Genomic DNA, 16411 nt, shown 5'->3' on the forward strand with positions numbered 1-16411 from the left:
GTCAGACGCGAAACTGGCGCAGCAACCCGTTGAGCTGCTCACTCAACTGCCCAAGCCGCAAACTCGCCGCACTCGACTGCTCCGCCGCCAACGCCGTGCTGTGCGAAAGCCCCGCCGCCTGCGTCACGTTCTGGTTGATGTCTTCAACCACATGCGCCTGCTGCAACGTCGCGCTGGCAATCGAGGCGTTCAGGCCGTTGAGATTGCGCAGGGCCTGGCCGATCGCGTTGAGGCTGGCGCCGGCAAGCCCCGCCTGTTCGATGGTCAGTTGCGAGGCCTTGCTGCTGTCGCCGATCACCTTCACGGCTGCTTCGGAATGATTCTGCAAGCGCTCGATCATCGACTGGATTTCCGCCGTCGACTTCTGCGTACGCTGCGCCAACAAACGCACTTCGTCCGCGACCACGGCAAACCCGCGCCCTTGCTCGCCGGCGCGCGCGGCTTCGATGGCGGCGTTGAGCGCGAGCAGGTTGGTTTGTTCGGCAATCGAGCGAATCACTTCCAGCACGCTGCCAATCTGCGTGCTTTCCGCGGCCAGTGTGCGAATCACTTCCACCGCTTGATCGATGGTGCCGGACAGCTTGTCGATCTGTTGCAGGCTGCCGTCGATGTTGATCTGGCCCTGCTGCGCCTGCGCTTCGGCATCACGCATCTCGGCGGCGGCATGTTCGGCGTTTTTCGCCACGTCCTGCACGCCATACGTCACTTCGTTGATCGCCGTGGCCACCAGTTCCATCTGCTGCGACTGCTGCTGACTGCGTTGCTGCGCCTGCGACGCGTCGTTGCCCAGCTCGCTGGAAGATTGGCCGAGGGCACTGGCCGAGACCTGCAAGTCGCCGATCACCCGGCGTAACTTGGCGGTGAACGCGTTGAAGTGGTGGGCCAGTTCGGTGACTTCGTCTTTGCCGTGGGTATCGAGGCTGCGGGTCAGGTCGCTTTCGCCGCTGGCGATGTTGGCCATGGCGTTGACGGTTTCCTGCAACGGCCGGACGATGCTGCGCGCGATCAGGATCACCAGCAGCGCCATGATCAGGGCGATGGCCAGGCCGATCGCCGAGGCCTTGATCATTTGCCCCTGGAATTCGGCCTGCACGTCATCGACGTACACGCCGGAGCCGATCACCCAGCCCCACGGTTCGAACAGTTTGACGTAGGAGGTCTTCGCCACCGGGTCGGTGGCGCCGGGTTTCGGCCAGCGATAGTTGACCATGCCAGCGCCTTTGGCCTTGGCGATAGCGACCATCTCGTTGAACACCGCAAAACCGTCCGGGTCGCGGATCGCCGAGAGGTTCTGGCCTTCGAGCTTGGGATTGGTCGGGTGCATGACCATCACGGGCGTGAGGTCGTTGATCCAGAAGTAATCGCTCTGGTCGTAGCGCAAGCCGCGAATCGCCGTCAGCGCCTGTTGCTGCGCCGCTTCCCTGGTCAAGGTGCCGGCGGTTTGCAGGCCATGGTAATAGGTCAGCAGGCCGCTGGCGGTCTGCACTACATGCTGGGTTTTCTGGGCCTTGGCGTGGTAGAGGTCGTCATGGATCTGCTTGAGCATCAGCACGCCCAAGGTCAGCAACATCACCACCGCCACAATCAAGATGAGCCACAAGCGTCGGCTGATCGACACACTGCGCAAGCTGTTCATAACGCTGTCACTCCGGATTCTTGTTCTTGTAATGATCGATCGCCAGCATCCAACCATGATTGCGTGGACAGGCATACGCGACCCAAGTCGTATAACGCGGCAGCGCTATTGGGGCTTGTCTGTTAGGATTTCGGCCCCGCGCGTGAAAACCTGAATCCATTTTGAAATTTCACGGAATTTTTACCGTTTCGTGTGGATTCTGTGCGCGCGGAATCGGTACAGCCATAAGCAGCTACGCTGATCGCAGTGAACGTAAAAAAATACTATCGGGGCATGCCGCTGCGCATCGCTCTTTGGGGGTTTGATGGATCTTTGGACGGCCTTGCAGGCACTGATACTAGGAGTTGTAGAAGGGCTGACGGAGTTTTTGCCCATTTCCAGTACCGGACACCAGATCATCGTTGCCGACTTGCTCGATTTCGGCGGCGAACGAGCCATGGCGTTCAATATCATTATTCAGCTCGGCGCGATTCTCGCGGTGGTCTGGGAGTTTCGCCGCAAGATCCTCGATGTGGTCATCGGCTTGCCGACCCAGCCCAGCGCACGGCGCTTCACCGCCAACCTGCTGATCGCGTTTTTGCCGGCGGTGGTGTTGGGGGTGATTTTTGCCGACCTGATCCACGAATACCTGTTCAACCCGATCACGGTCGCGGCCGCGCTGGTGGTTGGCGGGGTGATCATGTTGTGGGCGGAGAAGCGTCAGCACGAAGTGCACGCCGAAACCGTTGACGAGATTACCTGGAAGGACGCGCTGAAAGTCGGTTTTGCCCAATGCCTGGCGATGATTCCCGGCACCTCACGCTCCGGCTCGACGATCATTGGCGGCTTGTTGTTCGGACTGTCGCGCAAAACCGCCACTGAATTTTCGTTCTTTCTGGCGATGCCAACCATGGTCGGCGCAGCAGTCTACTCGGGCTATAAATATCGCCATTTGTTCGTGCCAGCGGATTTTCCGGTGTTCGCCATCGGTTTCGTCACGGCGTTCATTTTCGCCATGATCGCCGTGCGCGGCCTGCTCAAGTTCATTGCCAGCCACAGTTACGCGGCGTTCGCCTGGTACCGGATCGTGTTCGGCCTGGTGATTCTGGCGACCTGGCAGTTCGGCTGGGTCGACTGGGCGGCGGCCAAACCATGAACGATTCCCGCGCACGCCGCACCGAAGGTCGGTCTTCGGGCGGCGCGATCCAGCATCTGAGACTCAAACTGCTGGTGCTACTGGTGGTGTGCGCGCTGCCGCTGTTCGGCTCCGTGTCGATGTGGCTGCGCGAGATTTCCCTGGTGCCGCTGGCGGCGTACGGGATTGTCAGTGTGCTGGCGTTCTTCATGTACTGGGCCGACAAGCGCAAGGCCCGCACCGATGCCTGGCGCACCCCGGAAAACATCCTTCACGCCGTGGAACTGGCCGGCGGCTGGCCGGGCGCACTGATCGCCCAGCAAGTGTTCCGGCACAAGACGCGCAAGGTGTCGTTTCAGGTTCTTTTCTGGGTGATCGTCGCGCTGCATCAGGTGTTCTGGATCGACCAGCTGTTCCTCGGCTCGAATCTGCTGACCCTATTCTAAAGAACTGCAAAAAAACCTGTGGGAGCGAGCCTGCTCGCGAAGGGGCCGTGTCAGACAACATCATCGTTGAATGAAATTCCGCTTTCGCGAGCAGGCTCGCTCCCACAGGGGGATTGGGGGTTACAGCATAAGACCGATTTGGGTTTTCTTCGGCAACTTGCCCACCACCAACTGATGCGAACGCTGCAACAGCCCCTGCAACTCCTCGGCGCCCAGCGGGTAGGGCGGGTGCATGATGATCCACTGCGCTCGTGCCAGATACGGCGCCGGGTGAATCCCCGGGCGGTCGCAATGGCCGAGAAACAGATCCTTGTCGACTTTGAAGGCCAGCGAGTCGCCGCGCAGTCCTTGCAAGGCAAACATCTTGTTGCCGGCAATCGAAAACACCCGCACGCCGCCCCACTTGTAATCTTCCCGAGCGCCCGGCAATGCCAGGCAGAACGCCGCCACTTGGGCTTCGTTCATTTTTCCCTTGCTCATAACGGTCGCTCCCCACAGGCATTGAACGATTCGACCAGATGATCGATCCACGCACGCACCGCCGGCATCACCCCGCGTCGATGTGGATACACCGCTTGCAGCCAACCACCGGGCAGTGACCACTCCGGCAGCATCTGCACCAGCGTGCCGTTACGCAGTTCTTCATCGCAATACATCATCGGCAGCAAGGTGAAACCCTGGCCGGCCAGCACACAGGCCTTGCGCACAATAAAGTCATCGATGCCCAGACGCGCTTCCATGTTCAGTTCGAAACTCTTGCCCTGAGCATCGAGCAAGCGCACATGGACCAGCCGATCAGCCTCAAGCGCCCCGAGCACCGGGAGGTTTTTCAGGTCCTCTGGATGATTGACCGAGTGTCCCGCGATGAATGCCGGGCTGCCGACCACGACCATTTGCGCCTGCCGCAAACGCCGAGTCACCAGCAGTGGATCCTCATCGCCATGCTCGCGCACGCGCAATGCCACATCGAAACCTTCGCCAACCAGATCGACGCGGCGATTGAGCAGGACGACTTCCAATTGCACCTGGGGAAATTTGCCGAGGAATTCGCTGATCACCCACGGCAGCATTTCCCGCGCCAGTCCGGTCGGGCAAGACACCCGCAAGCGCCCGCGCGGCTCGCTGGACATGCTCGCCACCGCCTCATCAGCCATTTCCGCTTCTAGCAGCATCGCCTGACAATGGCGCAAGTAGCGCTCGCCAACCGCCGTCAGATTGAGCTGGCGCGTAGTGCGTTGCAGCAGCCGCGCGCCGAGGCGTTCTTCAAGTTCGGCGATGCGCCGCGACAGCCGCGACTTGGGAATACCCAACAAACGCCCGGCGGCGGCGAATCCGCCGGCCTCGACGACTTTAGCGAAATAGTAGAGATCGTTGAGGTCTTGCATGCAAATCATCCGACTGTTCTATCAATAGGACAAACTATCGCATTGCAGGCGGCTAATCATCCATTGGTTTCTTGCGTAGGATTGTCTCCATTGCGTCGCCACCGACGATCACTTAAGGAGCATCCACATGAAACTGCTGCACATCGATTCGAGCATTCTGGGCGACAACTCGGCATCCCGTCAGCTGAGCAGCCAGGTCGTCAAAGCCTGGCAGGCCACTGAGCCGAGCGCCGTGGTGACTTACCGTGATCTGGCGGCTGACGCGATCAGCCACTTTTCCGCGACTACTTTGGTCGCCGCTGGCACCACCGCTGAACTGCGCGACGCCGCACAACAGCACGAAGCCGAACTGAGCGCCAGCACCCTGGCCGAGTTCATCGCTGCCGACGCCGTAGTGATCGCCGCGCCGATGTACAACTTCACCGTACCCACCCAACTCAAGGCATGGATCGACCGCGTTGCCGTCGCCGGCCAGACGTTCCGTTACACCGAAGCCGGCCCTGAAGGCCTGTGCGGCGGCAAGAAAGTAGTGATCGTGTCCACCTCCGGCGGCATTCATGCCGGTCAGGCCAGCGGCATCGCTCACGAAGAATATCTGAAGCTGGTCTTGGGCTTCCTCGGCATCACCGACATCGAGATCGTTCGCGCTGAAGGTCTGGCTTACGGTGAAGAAGTTCGCAACAACGCGATGACCGCTGCCCAAGCGAAGATCAGTGAGCAGCTGTTCGCCGCCGCGTAAGGCTTGCGTAAAGAACAGCTGAGGTTCAGGCACCACTCAAAAAACTCTGTATTCTGGTTCCGCAAGGGGCGAATACGGAGTTTTTTGTTTCTGGTTATTACATAATCTGGCCCGGGTTATGCAGTTGAACGCTCAGCGTTCGCGCGCCGATCCACGCAGGCAGCGAATAAAAGGATTCAGTCAAAACAGGGTGGGGCATCCATGGTGCGTCTTTGTGCAGTGTTACTGATAGGCCTGCTGGTCAGCCTCGATTCAGTGCAGGCTGCGCCCGGACGACATCCGGTGTGGAGCGTCGGGTACCACGAAATGACCTTTCTCGACCCGCTCGATCTGCAACCGATGCGCGCGATCGCGTTCTACCCGTCCAGCGAGCGCGAACACCAGAGCCTGCTCGAGGGCTATTCGGTCGAGGCGGGTGAAGACACTAAAGTCGCCATCGGCCGTTTTCCCATGCTCATGCTCTCTCACGGCAACACCGGCACGCCGCTGGCCTTGCACGATCTCGCGACTTCGCTGGCGCGCAAAGGCTTTGTGGTGGTCGCGGTGATTCACCCGGGTGACAACTCTAAGGATCACAGTCGATTGGGTACCCTGAGCAATCTCTACGGGCGGCCGATCCAGATTTCCCAAGCGATCACCGCGACACTCGGCGACGGCATGCTTGCGCCTTATGTGAATGCTGAGCAGGTCGGCGTGATCGGTTATTCGGCGGGCGGCGAGACCGCGTTGATCCTCTCCGGCGCGCAGCCGGATCTGGATCGCCTGCGGCGCTATTGCCAGGAGCGCCCCGATGACCATGACGCCTGCAACACTCAGGGTGAATTGATCGTCGATCGCGATGATCTGCAACCGGTGCCCGATCCGCGCGTCCACGCCTTGCTGCTGATGGCGCCGCTGAGCCTGAAGTTCGGCCGGCACACCCTGGCCGATGTGCACGTGCCGGTGCTGCTTTATAGCGGCGATGGCGACAAACTGGTGGCCTTCGACAAGAACGCCGCCGCACTGGCGCGCAAACTGCCGACCGCGCCGGATTTCAAATTACTCGCCGGGGCAGGGCATTTCGTGTTCCTGGCGCCGTGCAATGAAGAGCAGATCCGTGCGATGCCGGCGCTGTGCACCGATGCTGATGGCGTCGACCGCGAGGACATTCACCGCAACCTGATCTCCGAGGCCGGCCGGTTCTTCTCCCATGCGCTGGGCAAGCCTACGCGGGCGGGAATGCAGACGGCAGATCAATAAACCCGACCCAACACACAATGTGGACTACTGTGGGAGCGAGCCTGCTCGCGAAGGCGGTGTACCAGGAAATGAAATGTCGACTGACACTACGCATTCGCGAGCAGGCTCGCTCCCACATGGGCGGTGTGCAGGTTCAGGTGGTGGTCCGGCGCTTGAGCAGCAACGTCAGCCCCAGGCCGATCACCGACAACATCGCCGCACTGAAGAATATCCACCCATAGCCCAGATTCAACGCCACCGCGCCCATCAACGGCCCGGAAATCGCCAGCGCCAGATCGAAAAACACCGCATACGCCCCCAGCCCTGATCCACGGCTGGAACTAGGGACTTGCTTGATCGCCTCGACGCCCAGGGCCGGGTAAACCAGCGACAGGCCAAACCCCGCCAGCCCGGCGCCGACCAGAGCGAACGCGGTGGACGGCGCCAGCCACAGCAAAACCAGGCCCAGGGTTTCGATGCCCATGCAGGCGATGGCCGAAGTGAACCCGCCAAAACGCGCAATCGCCGAAATGAACAGCAGCCGCGACAGGATGAAACACACGCCGAACACCGTCAGGCAGTACGCCGCGCCGGTCCAGCCGCGGTCCAGGTAATAAAGGGTGATGAAGGTGGTCAGCGTGCCGTAACCGATCGAGGCCAGGGTCAGGCTCATGCCGTACGGGGCTATGCGCCCGAACACCGCCCAGAACGGCAGGCGTTCACCGCGGATCACCGGCACCGAGGGTTTGTTGCGAATCAACAGCAGCGCACCGGCCGCCAGCGCAGCCAGGGCAATGCCGAGGCTGGTAAAGCCATAATCGGCGACCATCACCACACCCAGCGGCGCGCCGATAGCGATGGCGCCGTACGATGCAATGCCGTTCCAGCCAATGGATTTGGCCGTGTGTTCGACGCCGACCGCGCCCATGCACCAACTGATCGTGCCCACGCCGATCAACCCTTGCGCCACGCCCAGCAGTAAGCGGCCGATAATCAGAATGATCAGGCTGGTCAGGGCAAAGTCCTGCAGTAACGTCGAAAGCAGCGTCAGCACACCACTCAGGACAATCCCCCACAAACCGTAAATGATCGCCCGCTTGGTTCCGAGGGTGTCCGACATGCGCCCGGCCATCGGCCGGCTGAGCAGGGTGGCCAGGTACTGCGAACCAATCACCAGCCCGGCAATCACCGCACTGAAACCCAGTTGCTCGTGCACGTAACCGGGCAACACCGCGATCGGCAGGCCGATGCAGAGGAACGCAATGAAGGTATAGAAGACGATGGAGACGATCTTCAGCGTGATCGCCAGAGAGCTTTGCGGGGGTTGAGGCTGTGCAGACATGAGAACTCGATCGCGGGCGGCGGTGGGAGCGTTGCGGTCATCATGGCGCGGGCATGGATGAAAAGAAAGCAGGCTAACGACTTCACCGATGAGTGCGGTGATGCTGAGGCCGCCTTCGCGAGCAGGCTCGCTCCCAGATGGTTCTGCGTGCGGTCTGATCGTTCCCACGCTCCGCGTGGTAACGCCGCCATGGACGCTCTGCGTCTGCTTTGGGACGCGGCGCGTCCCGGGCTGCATTCCCACGCGGAGCGTGGGAACGATCATGGCAGGTAAAGCGCATTCCAAATGTGGGAGCGAGCCTGCTCGCGAAGGTCGCCGCACCAACAAATCACTGCGCTCAAAATGCAAAAAGCCCCGTCACCAAGGACAGGGCTTTTAACTTGCAGCTTGCAGCTAATAACTCACAGCTGCGTTTAAAAAACGACGCCTTGGCTACGCAGGTAATCATCGTAAGTGCCGCTGAAGTCGGTCACGCCATCCGGGCTCAGCTCGATGATGCGTGTGGCCAGCGAGGATACGAACTCGCGGTCGTGGCTGACGAAGATCAGCGTGCCCGGGTAGTTTTCCAGCGCCAGGTTCAGCGCTTCGATCGATTCCATGTCCAGGTGGTTGGTCGGTTCGTCCATGATCAGCACGTTCGGCTTTTGCAGGATCAGCTTGCCGAACAGCATGCGGCCTTGCTCACCACCGGAGATGACCTTGACCGACTTGAGGATCTCGTCGTTGGAGAACAGCATCCGGCCCAAAGTACCGCGAATCATCTGCTCGCCCTGGGTCCACTGGCCCATCCAGTCGAACAGGGTGACGTCGTCTTCGAAATCGTGTGCGTGGTCCTGAGCGTAGTAGCCCAATTCAGCAGCGTCGGTCCACTTGACGGTACCGGCATCCGGGGTCAGCTCGTTGACCAAGGTGCGCAGCAGGGTGGTTTTACCGATACCGTTCGGGCCGATGATCGCCACGCGCTCGCCGGCTTCAACCTGGAAGCTGAAATCCTTGAACAGCGGCTTGCCGTCGAAACCCTTGGCCATTTTCTCGACCATGACCGCCTGACGGTGCAGCTTCTTGTTCTGTTCGAAACGAATGAACGGGCTGACGCGGCTCGAAGGCTTGACCTCGGCCAGCTGGATCTTGTCGATCGCCTTGGCGCGGGAGGTGGCCTGCTTGGCTTTCGAGGCGTTGGCCGAGAAGCGGCTGACGAACGATTGCAGTTCGGAAATCTGCGCTTTCTTCTTGGCGTTGTCCGACAGCAGTTGCTCGCGGGACTGGGTCGCCACGGTCATGTACTCGTCGTAGTTGCCCGGGAACAGGCGCAGCTCGCCGTAATCCAGGTCAGCCATGTGCGTGCACACGCTGTTCAGGAAGTGCCGGTCGTGGGAGATGATGATCATCAGGCTGTTACGCTGGGTCAGGATGTTTTCCAGCCAGCGAATGGTGTTGATGTCCAAGTGGTTGGTCGGTTCGTCGAGCAACAGCACTTCCGGATCGGAGAACAGCGCCTGCGCCAGCAATACACGCAGTTTCCAGCCTGGCGAAACTTCGCTCATCGGACCGAAATGCTGTTCCAGCGGAATGCCCAGCCCCAGCAGCAGTTCACCGGCACGGGATTCGGCGGTGTAGCCGTCCATCTCGGCGAACTCGGTTTCCAGCTCGGCGACGGCCATGCCGTCTTCTTCGGTCATTTCCGCCATCGAATAGATGCGGTCGCGCTCGGCCTTGACCTTCCACAATTCTTCGTGACCCATGATCACGGTGTCGATCACGCTGAATTCTTCGTAAGCGAACTGATCCTGGCGCAGCTTGCCCAGACGCACGTTCGGCTCGAGCATGACCTGGCCGCCGGACGGGTCGAGGTCGCCGCCAAGGATTTTCATGAAGGTCGACTTGCCGCAACCGTTGGCGCCAATCAGACCGTAGCGATTGCCCGCGCCGAATTTGACCGAAACGTTTTCGAAGAGCGGCTTGGCGCCGAACTGCATCGTGATGTTAGCTGTGGAGATCAATTACCTTACCTATCAATGGTTTGGAGCGGGTCTTGTGTGCCTGATACCGACTTGATACCAACCTGGAGCTTTGCCGGCTCCGCCCGGTCCGAGCTTGAGTTGCGCCAACGCGCATGCTTCGCCAGCAACCATTGGCCGGTGTGGCCAGGCTGCTGAGCGATGCATGCGGGGGTCATATGTTGGACATTGCGCGCATTGTCGCATAACTGAGAAGGCAGTTGTATGGCAGCGCGACCAGCCAACGCACATTGCTGTGATCTGCTTTGGCGGGTGCGGCAGGATTCACTTGGCTTCTCTGAACCACTCGGTTTCAAGCTGACTGCATTGCCATCGCCATGCTTCGGCCAGCATGTCCGGTGCTGCATGATCGTTGAGCGTTGTACCGACGCTGCCAGCCGTGCTGCGGTTGAAGTCTGAACCGGACGCCTCACCGCTCATCGGGTTTCGGCGCAAGAAAATCGAGGTTTTCCCTGGTCGCCTTGTCATCTCCATGAGACCGCAAGCCTTTTCATACGGCCGTTGCACTGTAAAACGCCATTCGCCGACCCAACGGAATGTGCGCATGATCGCCGTCAAGGCAACTGAGTTGCGCGAGGTAAACCACCGACTTGAGGAGGGCACCATCGTGAGTGAGACCGATCTTGAAATGGAACTGAAAGCGTGGCGTCTGTTGCTGGAGGACGACGCTTATCGTCTGGATTTTCCCGAGCATTATCACCACACGCTGATCCAGCGCGCCGACGAATTGCTGCTTCACGAATGGATCACGCGGGACGACTGGCAACTCTTGAAAAACGCTGCCGATCAAGCCCGGGCATTTACCCTCGAGAGCCTTGCGCGCGAGCAGCGCGATTGCCTGAAAATCTCGTCGCTGCAGTTTCCGAGTGGGCACGAAGAGCGACAGCTGGAGCAACCGCCGAGCGCGGTATGCGTAGCTACCAAGGGGAGCATCATCATGACCGAAGAAAAGCAAGATCAACCCGGCGATCAACCAAACAACCAACCGAACGACACCGCGCCAGCGCATTCCACTGAGCAGGAGCGCGAGCGCTTGAAAGACTTCAATAAAGACGGCATCCCGCCGGGAAACTGTTGATTGCCTGCAGAACGTCGGCAGTCGTCCACTCTGCAAACTTTCCAAGGTGGCGCGATGTCGGCGCTATCGGCGTTTAATGCTGCGCATGACAGTTTTTCACAGATGAAGGTTCACAGTCGGTTACAAACTGTGGCTAAAATGCCACCTTTCACCGACGCCGGATGGCGGCGTGGGCTCAAGGACGTGCCACTTTGTATTCAGACCGCTGCACAAGACGCAGGGCCTTCGGCCACCCGGCGCGCAGTTTGTTCACTTCTGACGTGTGACGATTTCCGTGAAACTCATCATTGCAGCTATCTATGTCGTTTCGATTGCCTACGTTCACCTGCGCGGGCGTGTGCGGCACAAGCTCGGTCGACAACTGAGCGACCACTCGACGTTTCTCGCGCCGATCAATTGCTTCCTCTATCTGTTTTCGAAAAAGCCGAACCAGCCTTATCTCGACCCGAGCGAGTTTCCCGATCTGAGTCCCTTGCAGGCGCACTGGGAGGAGATCCGCGAAGAAGGCCAGAATCTGTTGCGTGCCGGTGAGATCAAGCGCTCGAACCAGTATGACGATGTCGGTTTCAACTCGTTCTTCAAGAGCGGCTGGAAGCGTTTCTATCTGAAGTGGTATGGCGAGAGTCATCCTTCGGCGATGAAACTCTGCCCGCGCACCACTGAACTGGTGCAGAGCATCGGTTCGATCAAGGCGGCGATGTTTGCCGAACTGCCACCGGGTTCGAAGCTGGTGCGTCATCGCGATCCGTATGCCGGTTCCTATCGTTATCACTTGGGGCTGGACACGCCGAACGATGCCGGTTGCTACATCAACGTCGACGGTGAGAGCTATCACTGGCGCGATGGTGAGGCGGTGATGTTCGACGAGACGTTTATTCATTACGCTGAAAACACTACCGACAAGAACCGCATCATTCTGTTCTGTGACATTGAGCGGCCGATGAAGTATCGCTGGGCGGCGGCATTCAATAGCTGGTTCAGCCGTACGGTGATGTCGGCGGCGGGTGCGCCGAACGATGCCGGCGATCGTACGGGTGGCATTAACCGTTTGTTTGCGCGGATCTACAAGATTCGGTTGCGGGGCAAGGAGTTGAAGAAGCGTAACCGTACGCGTTATTACCTGGAGAAGTGGGCGATTTTTGCCGGATTGTTGGCGATCTTTATTCTGATCTGATTTTTGTTCGTGGCTTGCGCAGTGGGTTCATGTGTTTGCGTAACCACTGTGGGAGCGAGCCTGCTCGCGAAGGCTTTTTTCAAGCGCTGAGTTTTTTGGTTTTGGGTGCATATCCGTTGCTGCGGTAACGGCTACTTACGGTTCCGCCCTTACGGCGGGTCACCTTTTTCAAACGCCAAAAAGGTAACCCAAAAGGCTTGCTCCTGCGTTCGGCCCTCGCAAGCTCGGGTCCCTTCGCTGCGGGATCGATCCGGGCGCAGCGGCTACGGTTTGCTGCGCTGCACCTCCTTGCGCTGTGTCTGGCTGCGCCAGACGGTCGCTGCGCTCCCACGCCCGGATCAATCCCTCCACTCAGCCTTCCGATGTCGCTGGTTAGGCAAGATCAAGAGCACGCGAGCTAACGCTCATTGTTGAGTGGTTAAAAGCGGGTGGTTGGCTTGGGATTTGTGGTGGATTCGCCCCTCACCCCAGCCCTCTCCCGAGGGAGAGGGAGCCGATTTGGGTTGGCTTTGACGTTTGTGTTCGACTCGGTATCCGAAGTCAGCGTACCTCTCGCATTCACCTCGGTCAGTTCCCTCTCCCTCTGGGAGAGGGCTAGGGTGAGGGGCTTTTGATTTTCAGCCCTCATTTCGCTGGCTATTGCTCACCCAGACGCCTTCTTCGTCCGCTTCGCCGGTGCCTTGGCCGCCGGTTTTGCCTTGGACTTGGCCGGTGCCTTGCCGCCCAGGCTGCGTTTTAGCAGTTCGGTCAAATCGATAACGTCAGCGGTTTTACGTTCTTCTTCGCCGCCCACTGTTTCAACATCTTCGATCTTGCCTTCATGGGCTTTCTTCTCGACCAGCGCCATGATCTTGTCTTCGAACTCGTCCTTGTAGTCGTCGGGGCTCCAGTCGCCGCTCATGTCTACCACCAGGCGTTTGGCCATGTCCAGTTCGCCCTTGGCCAACTGCGGTTTGGTCACTTCGCTGCCCAGTGCCAGTTCATCGAGACTGCGCACTTCCTGAGGCCAGCGCAGTTTCACCAGCACCAGCGCATCCTCGACCGGCATCAGCGCGGCTAGGTACTGCCGTGTATGCAAGACCACGCGGGAGAGGGCGACTTTGTTGGTTTTGCTCAGGGTCTCGCGCAGCAGTGCGTAGACCTTGCCGCCGCGCTTGTCGGGTGCCAGGTAGTACGGCGTGTCGATGTTTTGCAGGGGAATCTGTTCGGCGTCGACGAAGGAGAAGATGTCGATGGTTTGCGTCGACACCGGGTGCGCGGAGCGGATTTCTTCTTCGCTGAGCACCACATAGCGGCCTTTTTCATAGGCCACACCTTTGACGATGTGTTCTTTGGTGACTTCCTTGCCGGTGACCTTGTTTACCCGTTTATAGCCCACTGGCTCCATGCTGCGGCTGTCGAGCCAATCGAAGTCCACGCCCTGCGACGAGGTTGCCGAGACCAGCGCGACAGGGATGTGCACCAGGCCGAAACTGATCGCGCCTTTCCAGATTGCTCGAGCCATAGCCAGTTCTCCGAGTGATGATCGGATGACCTGTGCGCCGGGCGGAAAGTTTCCCCGGAATGCGTGGGCCGGCTGTCACTTGGTCAAGTCGTGTTACATGTTGTTTAAGGCGTGTGGGTTAACAAATCCGAACCCGCAGCGTAGCGTGGACTCGAAGGCTCTATTCCTTGCTCATCGAGAGGCTGCGTCATGAAGCGAATCATGCTTGGCATCTTCGCCCTGCTGCTCAGCGGCGGTCTGGTTCAGGCTGACCTGTTGCTGGCGCAGAGTCCGACCGGCAACAGCAACAATCCGTACAACAGCCCGATTCGCCGGGCCAATCCCAACAGCATGCAAGGCACCCAGCCGAGTACACCGCCCATTCGCGGTCCCAACACCGTTCCGACGCCCCGTCAGCCCACCGTCGAGAACCGTGGCATTGGCAACGGCCAGCCGATTCGCTCGGTGCCGGGCAAACCTCCAACCTTCATCCCCAACCCGCCTCCGCGCAGCGGAGACAGCAACCGTTGAGCGGCAGAACCGGGTTCTGCCGGCCCTTGAAACGAACAAAAGGAATCGTGCATGTTGCGTAAAACCCTTTTAGCCACACTGTGTGCCAGCGCGCTCATCAGCGCGCCGTCCTTCGCCGCTGCGCCCAAAGAGCTGCAAAGCGAGCAGGGCACCCTCGAAGTCACCACCGTTGCTGCAGGCCTTGAGCACCCGTGGGCATTGGCGTTTCTGCCGGACCGCCAAGGCATGCTGGTGACCGAGCGGCCGGGCAATCTGCGTGTAGTCGGTAACGACGGCAAACTGTCAGCGCCTGTCTCTGGCGTGCCGCAGGTCTGGGCCAAGGGGCAGGGCGGTTTGCTGGACGTGGTGCTGTCGCCGGACTTCAAGCAGGATCGGCTGGTGTACCTGTCGTATGCCGAAGGCGGTGGTGCCGGCAACAAGGCCGGGACGGCGGTTGGGCGCGGGCGGCTTTCCGATGACTTGAAGACCTTGAAGGATTTCAAAGTGATCTTCCGTCAGGAACCGAAGCTCTCGGTCGGCAATCATTTCGGCTCGCGGCTGGTGTTCGACCGCGACGGTTATCTGTTCATCACCCTGGGCGAAAACAACGACCGGCCAACCGCGCAGGATCTCGACAAGCTGCAAGGCAAGGTCGTGCGTCTGTACCCGGACGGCAAAGTGCCGGACGACAATCCCTTCGTCGGCCAATCCGGCGTACGCCCGGAAATCTGGGCCTATGGCCTGCGCAATCCGCAGGGCGCCGCGCTCAATCCCTGGACCGGTACGCTATGGGAAAACGAACACGGCCCGCGTGGTGGCGACGAGGTGAATATCATCGAGCGCGGCAAGAACTATGGCTGGCCGCTGGCAACCCACGGCATCAATTACTCGATGCAACCCATTCCCGAAGCTCAGGGCAAAAACGCCGAAGGCACGGTGGCGCCGCACCATGTCTGGGAGAAATCGCCGGGCGTCACCGGCATGACGTTCTACGATGGCGACCGCTTCAAAGCGTGGCAGCACAATGCGTTTATCGGTGCGCTGGTGACGCAGGAACTGATCCGTTTGCAGTTCGATGGCGACAAGGTTGTGCACGAGGAACGTCTGCTGGGCGAACTGAATCAGCGAATCCGTGACGTGCGCCAGGGGCCGGATGGTTATTTGTATGTGCTGACCGATGAGGATAAAGGCTCGCTGTACAGAGTCGGCCTGAAGTAAGACGACCATTGCCCTGAATTCTGAGGAATCTTTATTGACTGGCCGGGCGCCTTCGCGAGCAGGCTCGCTCCCACAAGGGATATTGCATGCCAAATGTGGGAGCGATCCTGCTCACGAAGAGGCCGGCCGGGGCGAAGCAAAACTCCGGACAGTCCCGCATTTGGCCGAACCGCCGCCGTGATGCCTTGGTATAGTTCGGGGCTCATTTTCAGCCCGGTAAAGGATCACTGCCATGTCTCAATACTCCGCCTTCAGCGTCGAACTGGCCGATAACATCGCCCATGTGCAGATCAATCGCCCGGAAAAGATCAATGCGATGAATGCCGCGTTCTGGAGCGAGATCATCGAGATTTTTCAGTGGATCGACGATACCGACGAAGTGCGCGTGGTGGTTCTCAGTGGCAATGGCAAGCACTTTTCCTCGGGCATCGACCTGATGATGCTGGCAGGGGTCGCCAATGAACTGGGCAAGGACGTCGGGCGCAACGCGCGGCTGCTGCGACGCAAGATTCTCGCCCTGCAAGCCTCGTTCAACGCCGTCGACAATTGCCGCAAACCGGTGTTGGCCGCGGTTCAGGGCTATTGCCTGGGCGGCGCGATCGACCTGATTTCTGCCTGCGACATGCGCTACGCCGCCGAGGACGCGCAATTCTCGATCAAGGAAATCGATATCGGCATGGCTGCCGATGTTGGCACTTTGCAACGGTTGCCACGGATCATCGGTGACGGCATGCTGCGTGAACTGGCTTACACCGGTCGCACCTTTGGGGCTGACGAGGCGCGTAATATCGGCCTGGTCAATCGCGTTTACAGCGACAAGGACGCACTGCTCGAAGGCGTGTTCGACATCGCCCGTGAGATTGCCTCGAAATCGCCGATCGCGGTCACCGGCACCAAGGAAATGATCAGCTACATGCGTGACCATCGCATCGACGACGGCCTCGAATACGTTGCCACCTGGAACGCCGCCATGCTGCAATCCACCGACTTGCGCGTGGCCATGGCCGCCCATATGAGCAAACAGAAACCCGAATTTCTGGACTGAGAAAC

The 16411-nt window shown here is 59.7% G+C and carries 16 protein-coding genes; 9 read left to right on the top strand and 7 right to left on the bottom strand.

The genetic code is table 11. The annotated features are described in order from the left end of the window. Position 1: 1 nt before the first annotated feature. A complete protein-coding gene (locus ACGSLL_RS00730; RefSeq protein WP_394502163.1) occupies positions 2 to 1636 on the bottom strand; it encodes a methyl-accepting chemotaxis protein in 1635 nt (544 codons plus the stop codon). Positions 1637 to 1940: 304 nt separating this feature from the next. Between ACGSLL_RS00730 and ACGSLL_RS00735 the strand changes: the two genes are divergently transcribed. Together ACGSLL_RS00735 and ACGSLL_RS00740 are read left to right on the top strand one after the other, a co-directional pair. Then, positions 1941 to 2771, top strand: coding sequence for an undecaprenyl-diphosphate phosphatase (locus ACGSLL_RS00735; protein WP_208937430.1), 831 nt, complete (start codon positions 1941 to 1943; stop codon positions 2769 to 2771). Continuing rightward, positions 2768 to 3196 (top strand): DUF1294 domain-containing protein, encoded by a 429-nt coding sequence (locus ACGSLL_RS00740; protein ID WP_394502166.1) that lies wholly within the window; start codon positions 2768 to 2770, stop codon positions 3194 to 3196. The genes ACGSLL_RS00735 and ACGSLL_RS00740 overlap by 4 nt, the downstream gene beginning before the upstream one ends. A 120-nt stretch (positions 3197 to 3316) precedes the next feature. Here ACGSLL_RS00740 and ACGSLL_RS00745 read toward each other — a convergent pair whose 3' ends face one another. Both ACGSLL_RS00745 and ACGSLL_RS00750 read right to left on the bottom strand, forming a co-directional pair. After that, positions 3317 to 3676, bottom strand: a complete 360-nt coding sequence (locus ACGSLL_RS00745) for an MmcQ/YjbR family DNA-binding protein (RefSeq protein WP_394502168.1) — start codon at positions 3674 to 3676, stop codon at positions 3317 to 3319. After that, entirely contained in the window at positions 3673 to 4581 is a 909-nt protein-coding gene (locus ACGSLL_RS00750) for a LysR substrate-binding domain-containing protein (protein ID WP_208937433.1), read from the bottom strand. The genes ACGSLL_RS00745 and ACGSLL_RS00750 overlap by 4 nt, the downstream gene beginning before the upstream one ends. A gap of 127 nt (positions 4582 to 4708) precedes the next feature. Here ACGSLL_RS00750 and ACGSLL_RS00755 point away from each other — a divergent pair, with 127 nt between their 5' ends. Further along, complete coding sequence (locus tag ACGSLL_RS00755; RefSeq protein WP_394502171.1) at positions 4709 to 5320, top strand: FMN-dependent NADH-azoreductase; 612 nt, start codon at positions 4709 to 4711, stop codon at positions 5318 to 5320. Positions 5321 to 5521: 201 nt separating this feature from the next. Further along, on the top strand, positions 5522 to 6559 hold the full coding sequence (locus ACGSLL_RS00760; protein WP_394502173.1) for an alpha/beta hydrolase family protein: 1038 nt from the start codon (positions 5522 to 5524) through the stop codon (positions 6557 to 6559). A gap of 133 nt (positions 6560 to 6692) precedes the next feature. Here ACGSLL_RS00760 and ACGSLL_RS00765 read toward each other — a convergent pair whose 3' ends face one another. The 3 genes from ACGSLL_RS00765 to ACGSLL_RS00775 all read right to left on the bottom strand — a co-directional run bounded on the left by ACGSLL_RS00765 (position 6693) and on the right by ACGSLL_RS00775 (position 10444). Continuing rightward, positions 6693 to 7880 (bottom strand): MFS transporter, encoded by a 1188-nt coding sequence (locus tag ACGSLL_RS00765; RefSeq protein WP_394502175.1) that lies wholly within the window; start codon positions 7878 to 7880, stop codon positions 6693 to 6695. A gap of 413 nt (positions 7881 to 8293) precedes the next feature. After that, positions 8294 to 9880: an ABC-F family ATPase gene (locus tag ACGSLL_RS00770; RefSeq protein ID WP_208937436.1), complete on the bottom strand. Its 1587-nt coding sequence runs from the start codon at positions 9878 to 9880 to the stop codon at positions 8294 to 8296. A 282-nt stretch (positions 9881 to 10162) separates the two neighbouring features. Continuing rightward, the gene (locus ACGSLL_RS00775; protein ID WP_394502179.1) at positions 10163 to 10444 is read right to left on the bottom strand and encodes a hypothetical protein; all 282 of its coding nucleotides are present in this window, start codon (positions 10442 to 10444) and stop codon (positions 10163 to 10165) included. On the opposite strand from ACGSLL_RS00775, the gene ACGSLL_RS00780 reads away from it, so the two are divergent. Together ACGSLL_RS00780 and lpxO are read left to right on the top strand one after the other, a co-directional pair. Then, complete coding sequence (locus ACGSLL_RS00780) at positions 10443 to 10976, top strand: hypothetical protein (protein ID WP_394503100.1); 534 nt, start codon at positions 10443 to 10445, stop codon at positions 10974 to 10976. The two genes, ACGSLL_RS00775 and ACGSLL_RS00780, sit on opposite strands and share 2 nt — an antisense overlap. A 274-nt stretch (positions 10977 to 11250) precedes the next feature. After that, entirely contained in the window at positions 11251 to 12150 is a 900-nt protein-coding gene (gene lpxO / locus ACGSLL_RS00785) for a lipid A hydroxylase LpxO (RefSeq protein ID WP_394502181.1), read from the top strand. A gap of 643 nt (positions 12151 to 12793) precedes the next feature. Here the strand turns inward: lpxO and ku are convergent. Then, positions 12794 to 13654: a non-homologous end joining protein Ku gene (ku, locus tag ACGSLL_RS00790; RefSeq protein WP_394502183.1), complete on the bottom strand. Its 861-nt coding sequence runs from the start codon at positions 13652 to 13654 to the stop codon at positions 12794 to 12796. 189 nt (positions 13655 to 13843) lie between these two features. Here ku and ACGSLL_RS00795 point away from each other — a divergent pair, with 189 nt between their 5' ends. The 3 genes from ACGSLL_RS00795 (at position 13844) to ACGSLL_RS00805 (ending at position 16406) form a co-directional block, all read left to right on the top strand. Beyond that, positions 13844 to 14164: a hypothetical protein gene (locus ACGSLL_RS00795; RefSeq protein WP_394502186.1), complete on the top strand. Its 321-nt coding sequence runs from the start codon at positions 13844 to 13846 to the stop codon at positions 14162 to 14164. Between the two features lie 51 nt (positions 14165 to 14215). Beyond that, the gene (locus tag ACGSLL_RS00800) at positions 14216 to 15361 is read left to right on the top strand and encodes a PQQ-dependent sugar dehydrogenase (RefSeq protein WP_394502188.1); all 1146 of its coding nucleotides are present in this window, start codon (positions 14216 to 14218) and stop codon (positions 15359 to 15361) included. Positions 15362 to 15593: 232 nt separating this feature from the next. After that, on the top strand, positions 15594 to 16406 hold the full coding sequence (locus tag ACGSLL_RS00805) for a crotonase/enoyl-CoA hydratase family protein (RefSeq protein ID WP_093101431.1): 813 nt from the start codon (positions 15594 to 15596) through the stop codon (positions 16404 to 16406). Positions 16407 to 16411: the final 5 nt, after the last annotated feature.

Source organism: Pseudomonas retamae, assembly GCF_043496865.1.
Lineage (GTDB): Bacteria > Pseudomonadota > Gammaproteobacteria > Pseudomonadales > Pseudomonadaceae > Aquipseudomonas > Aquipseudomonas retamae.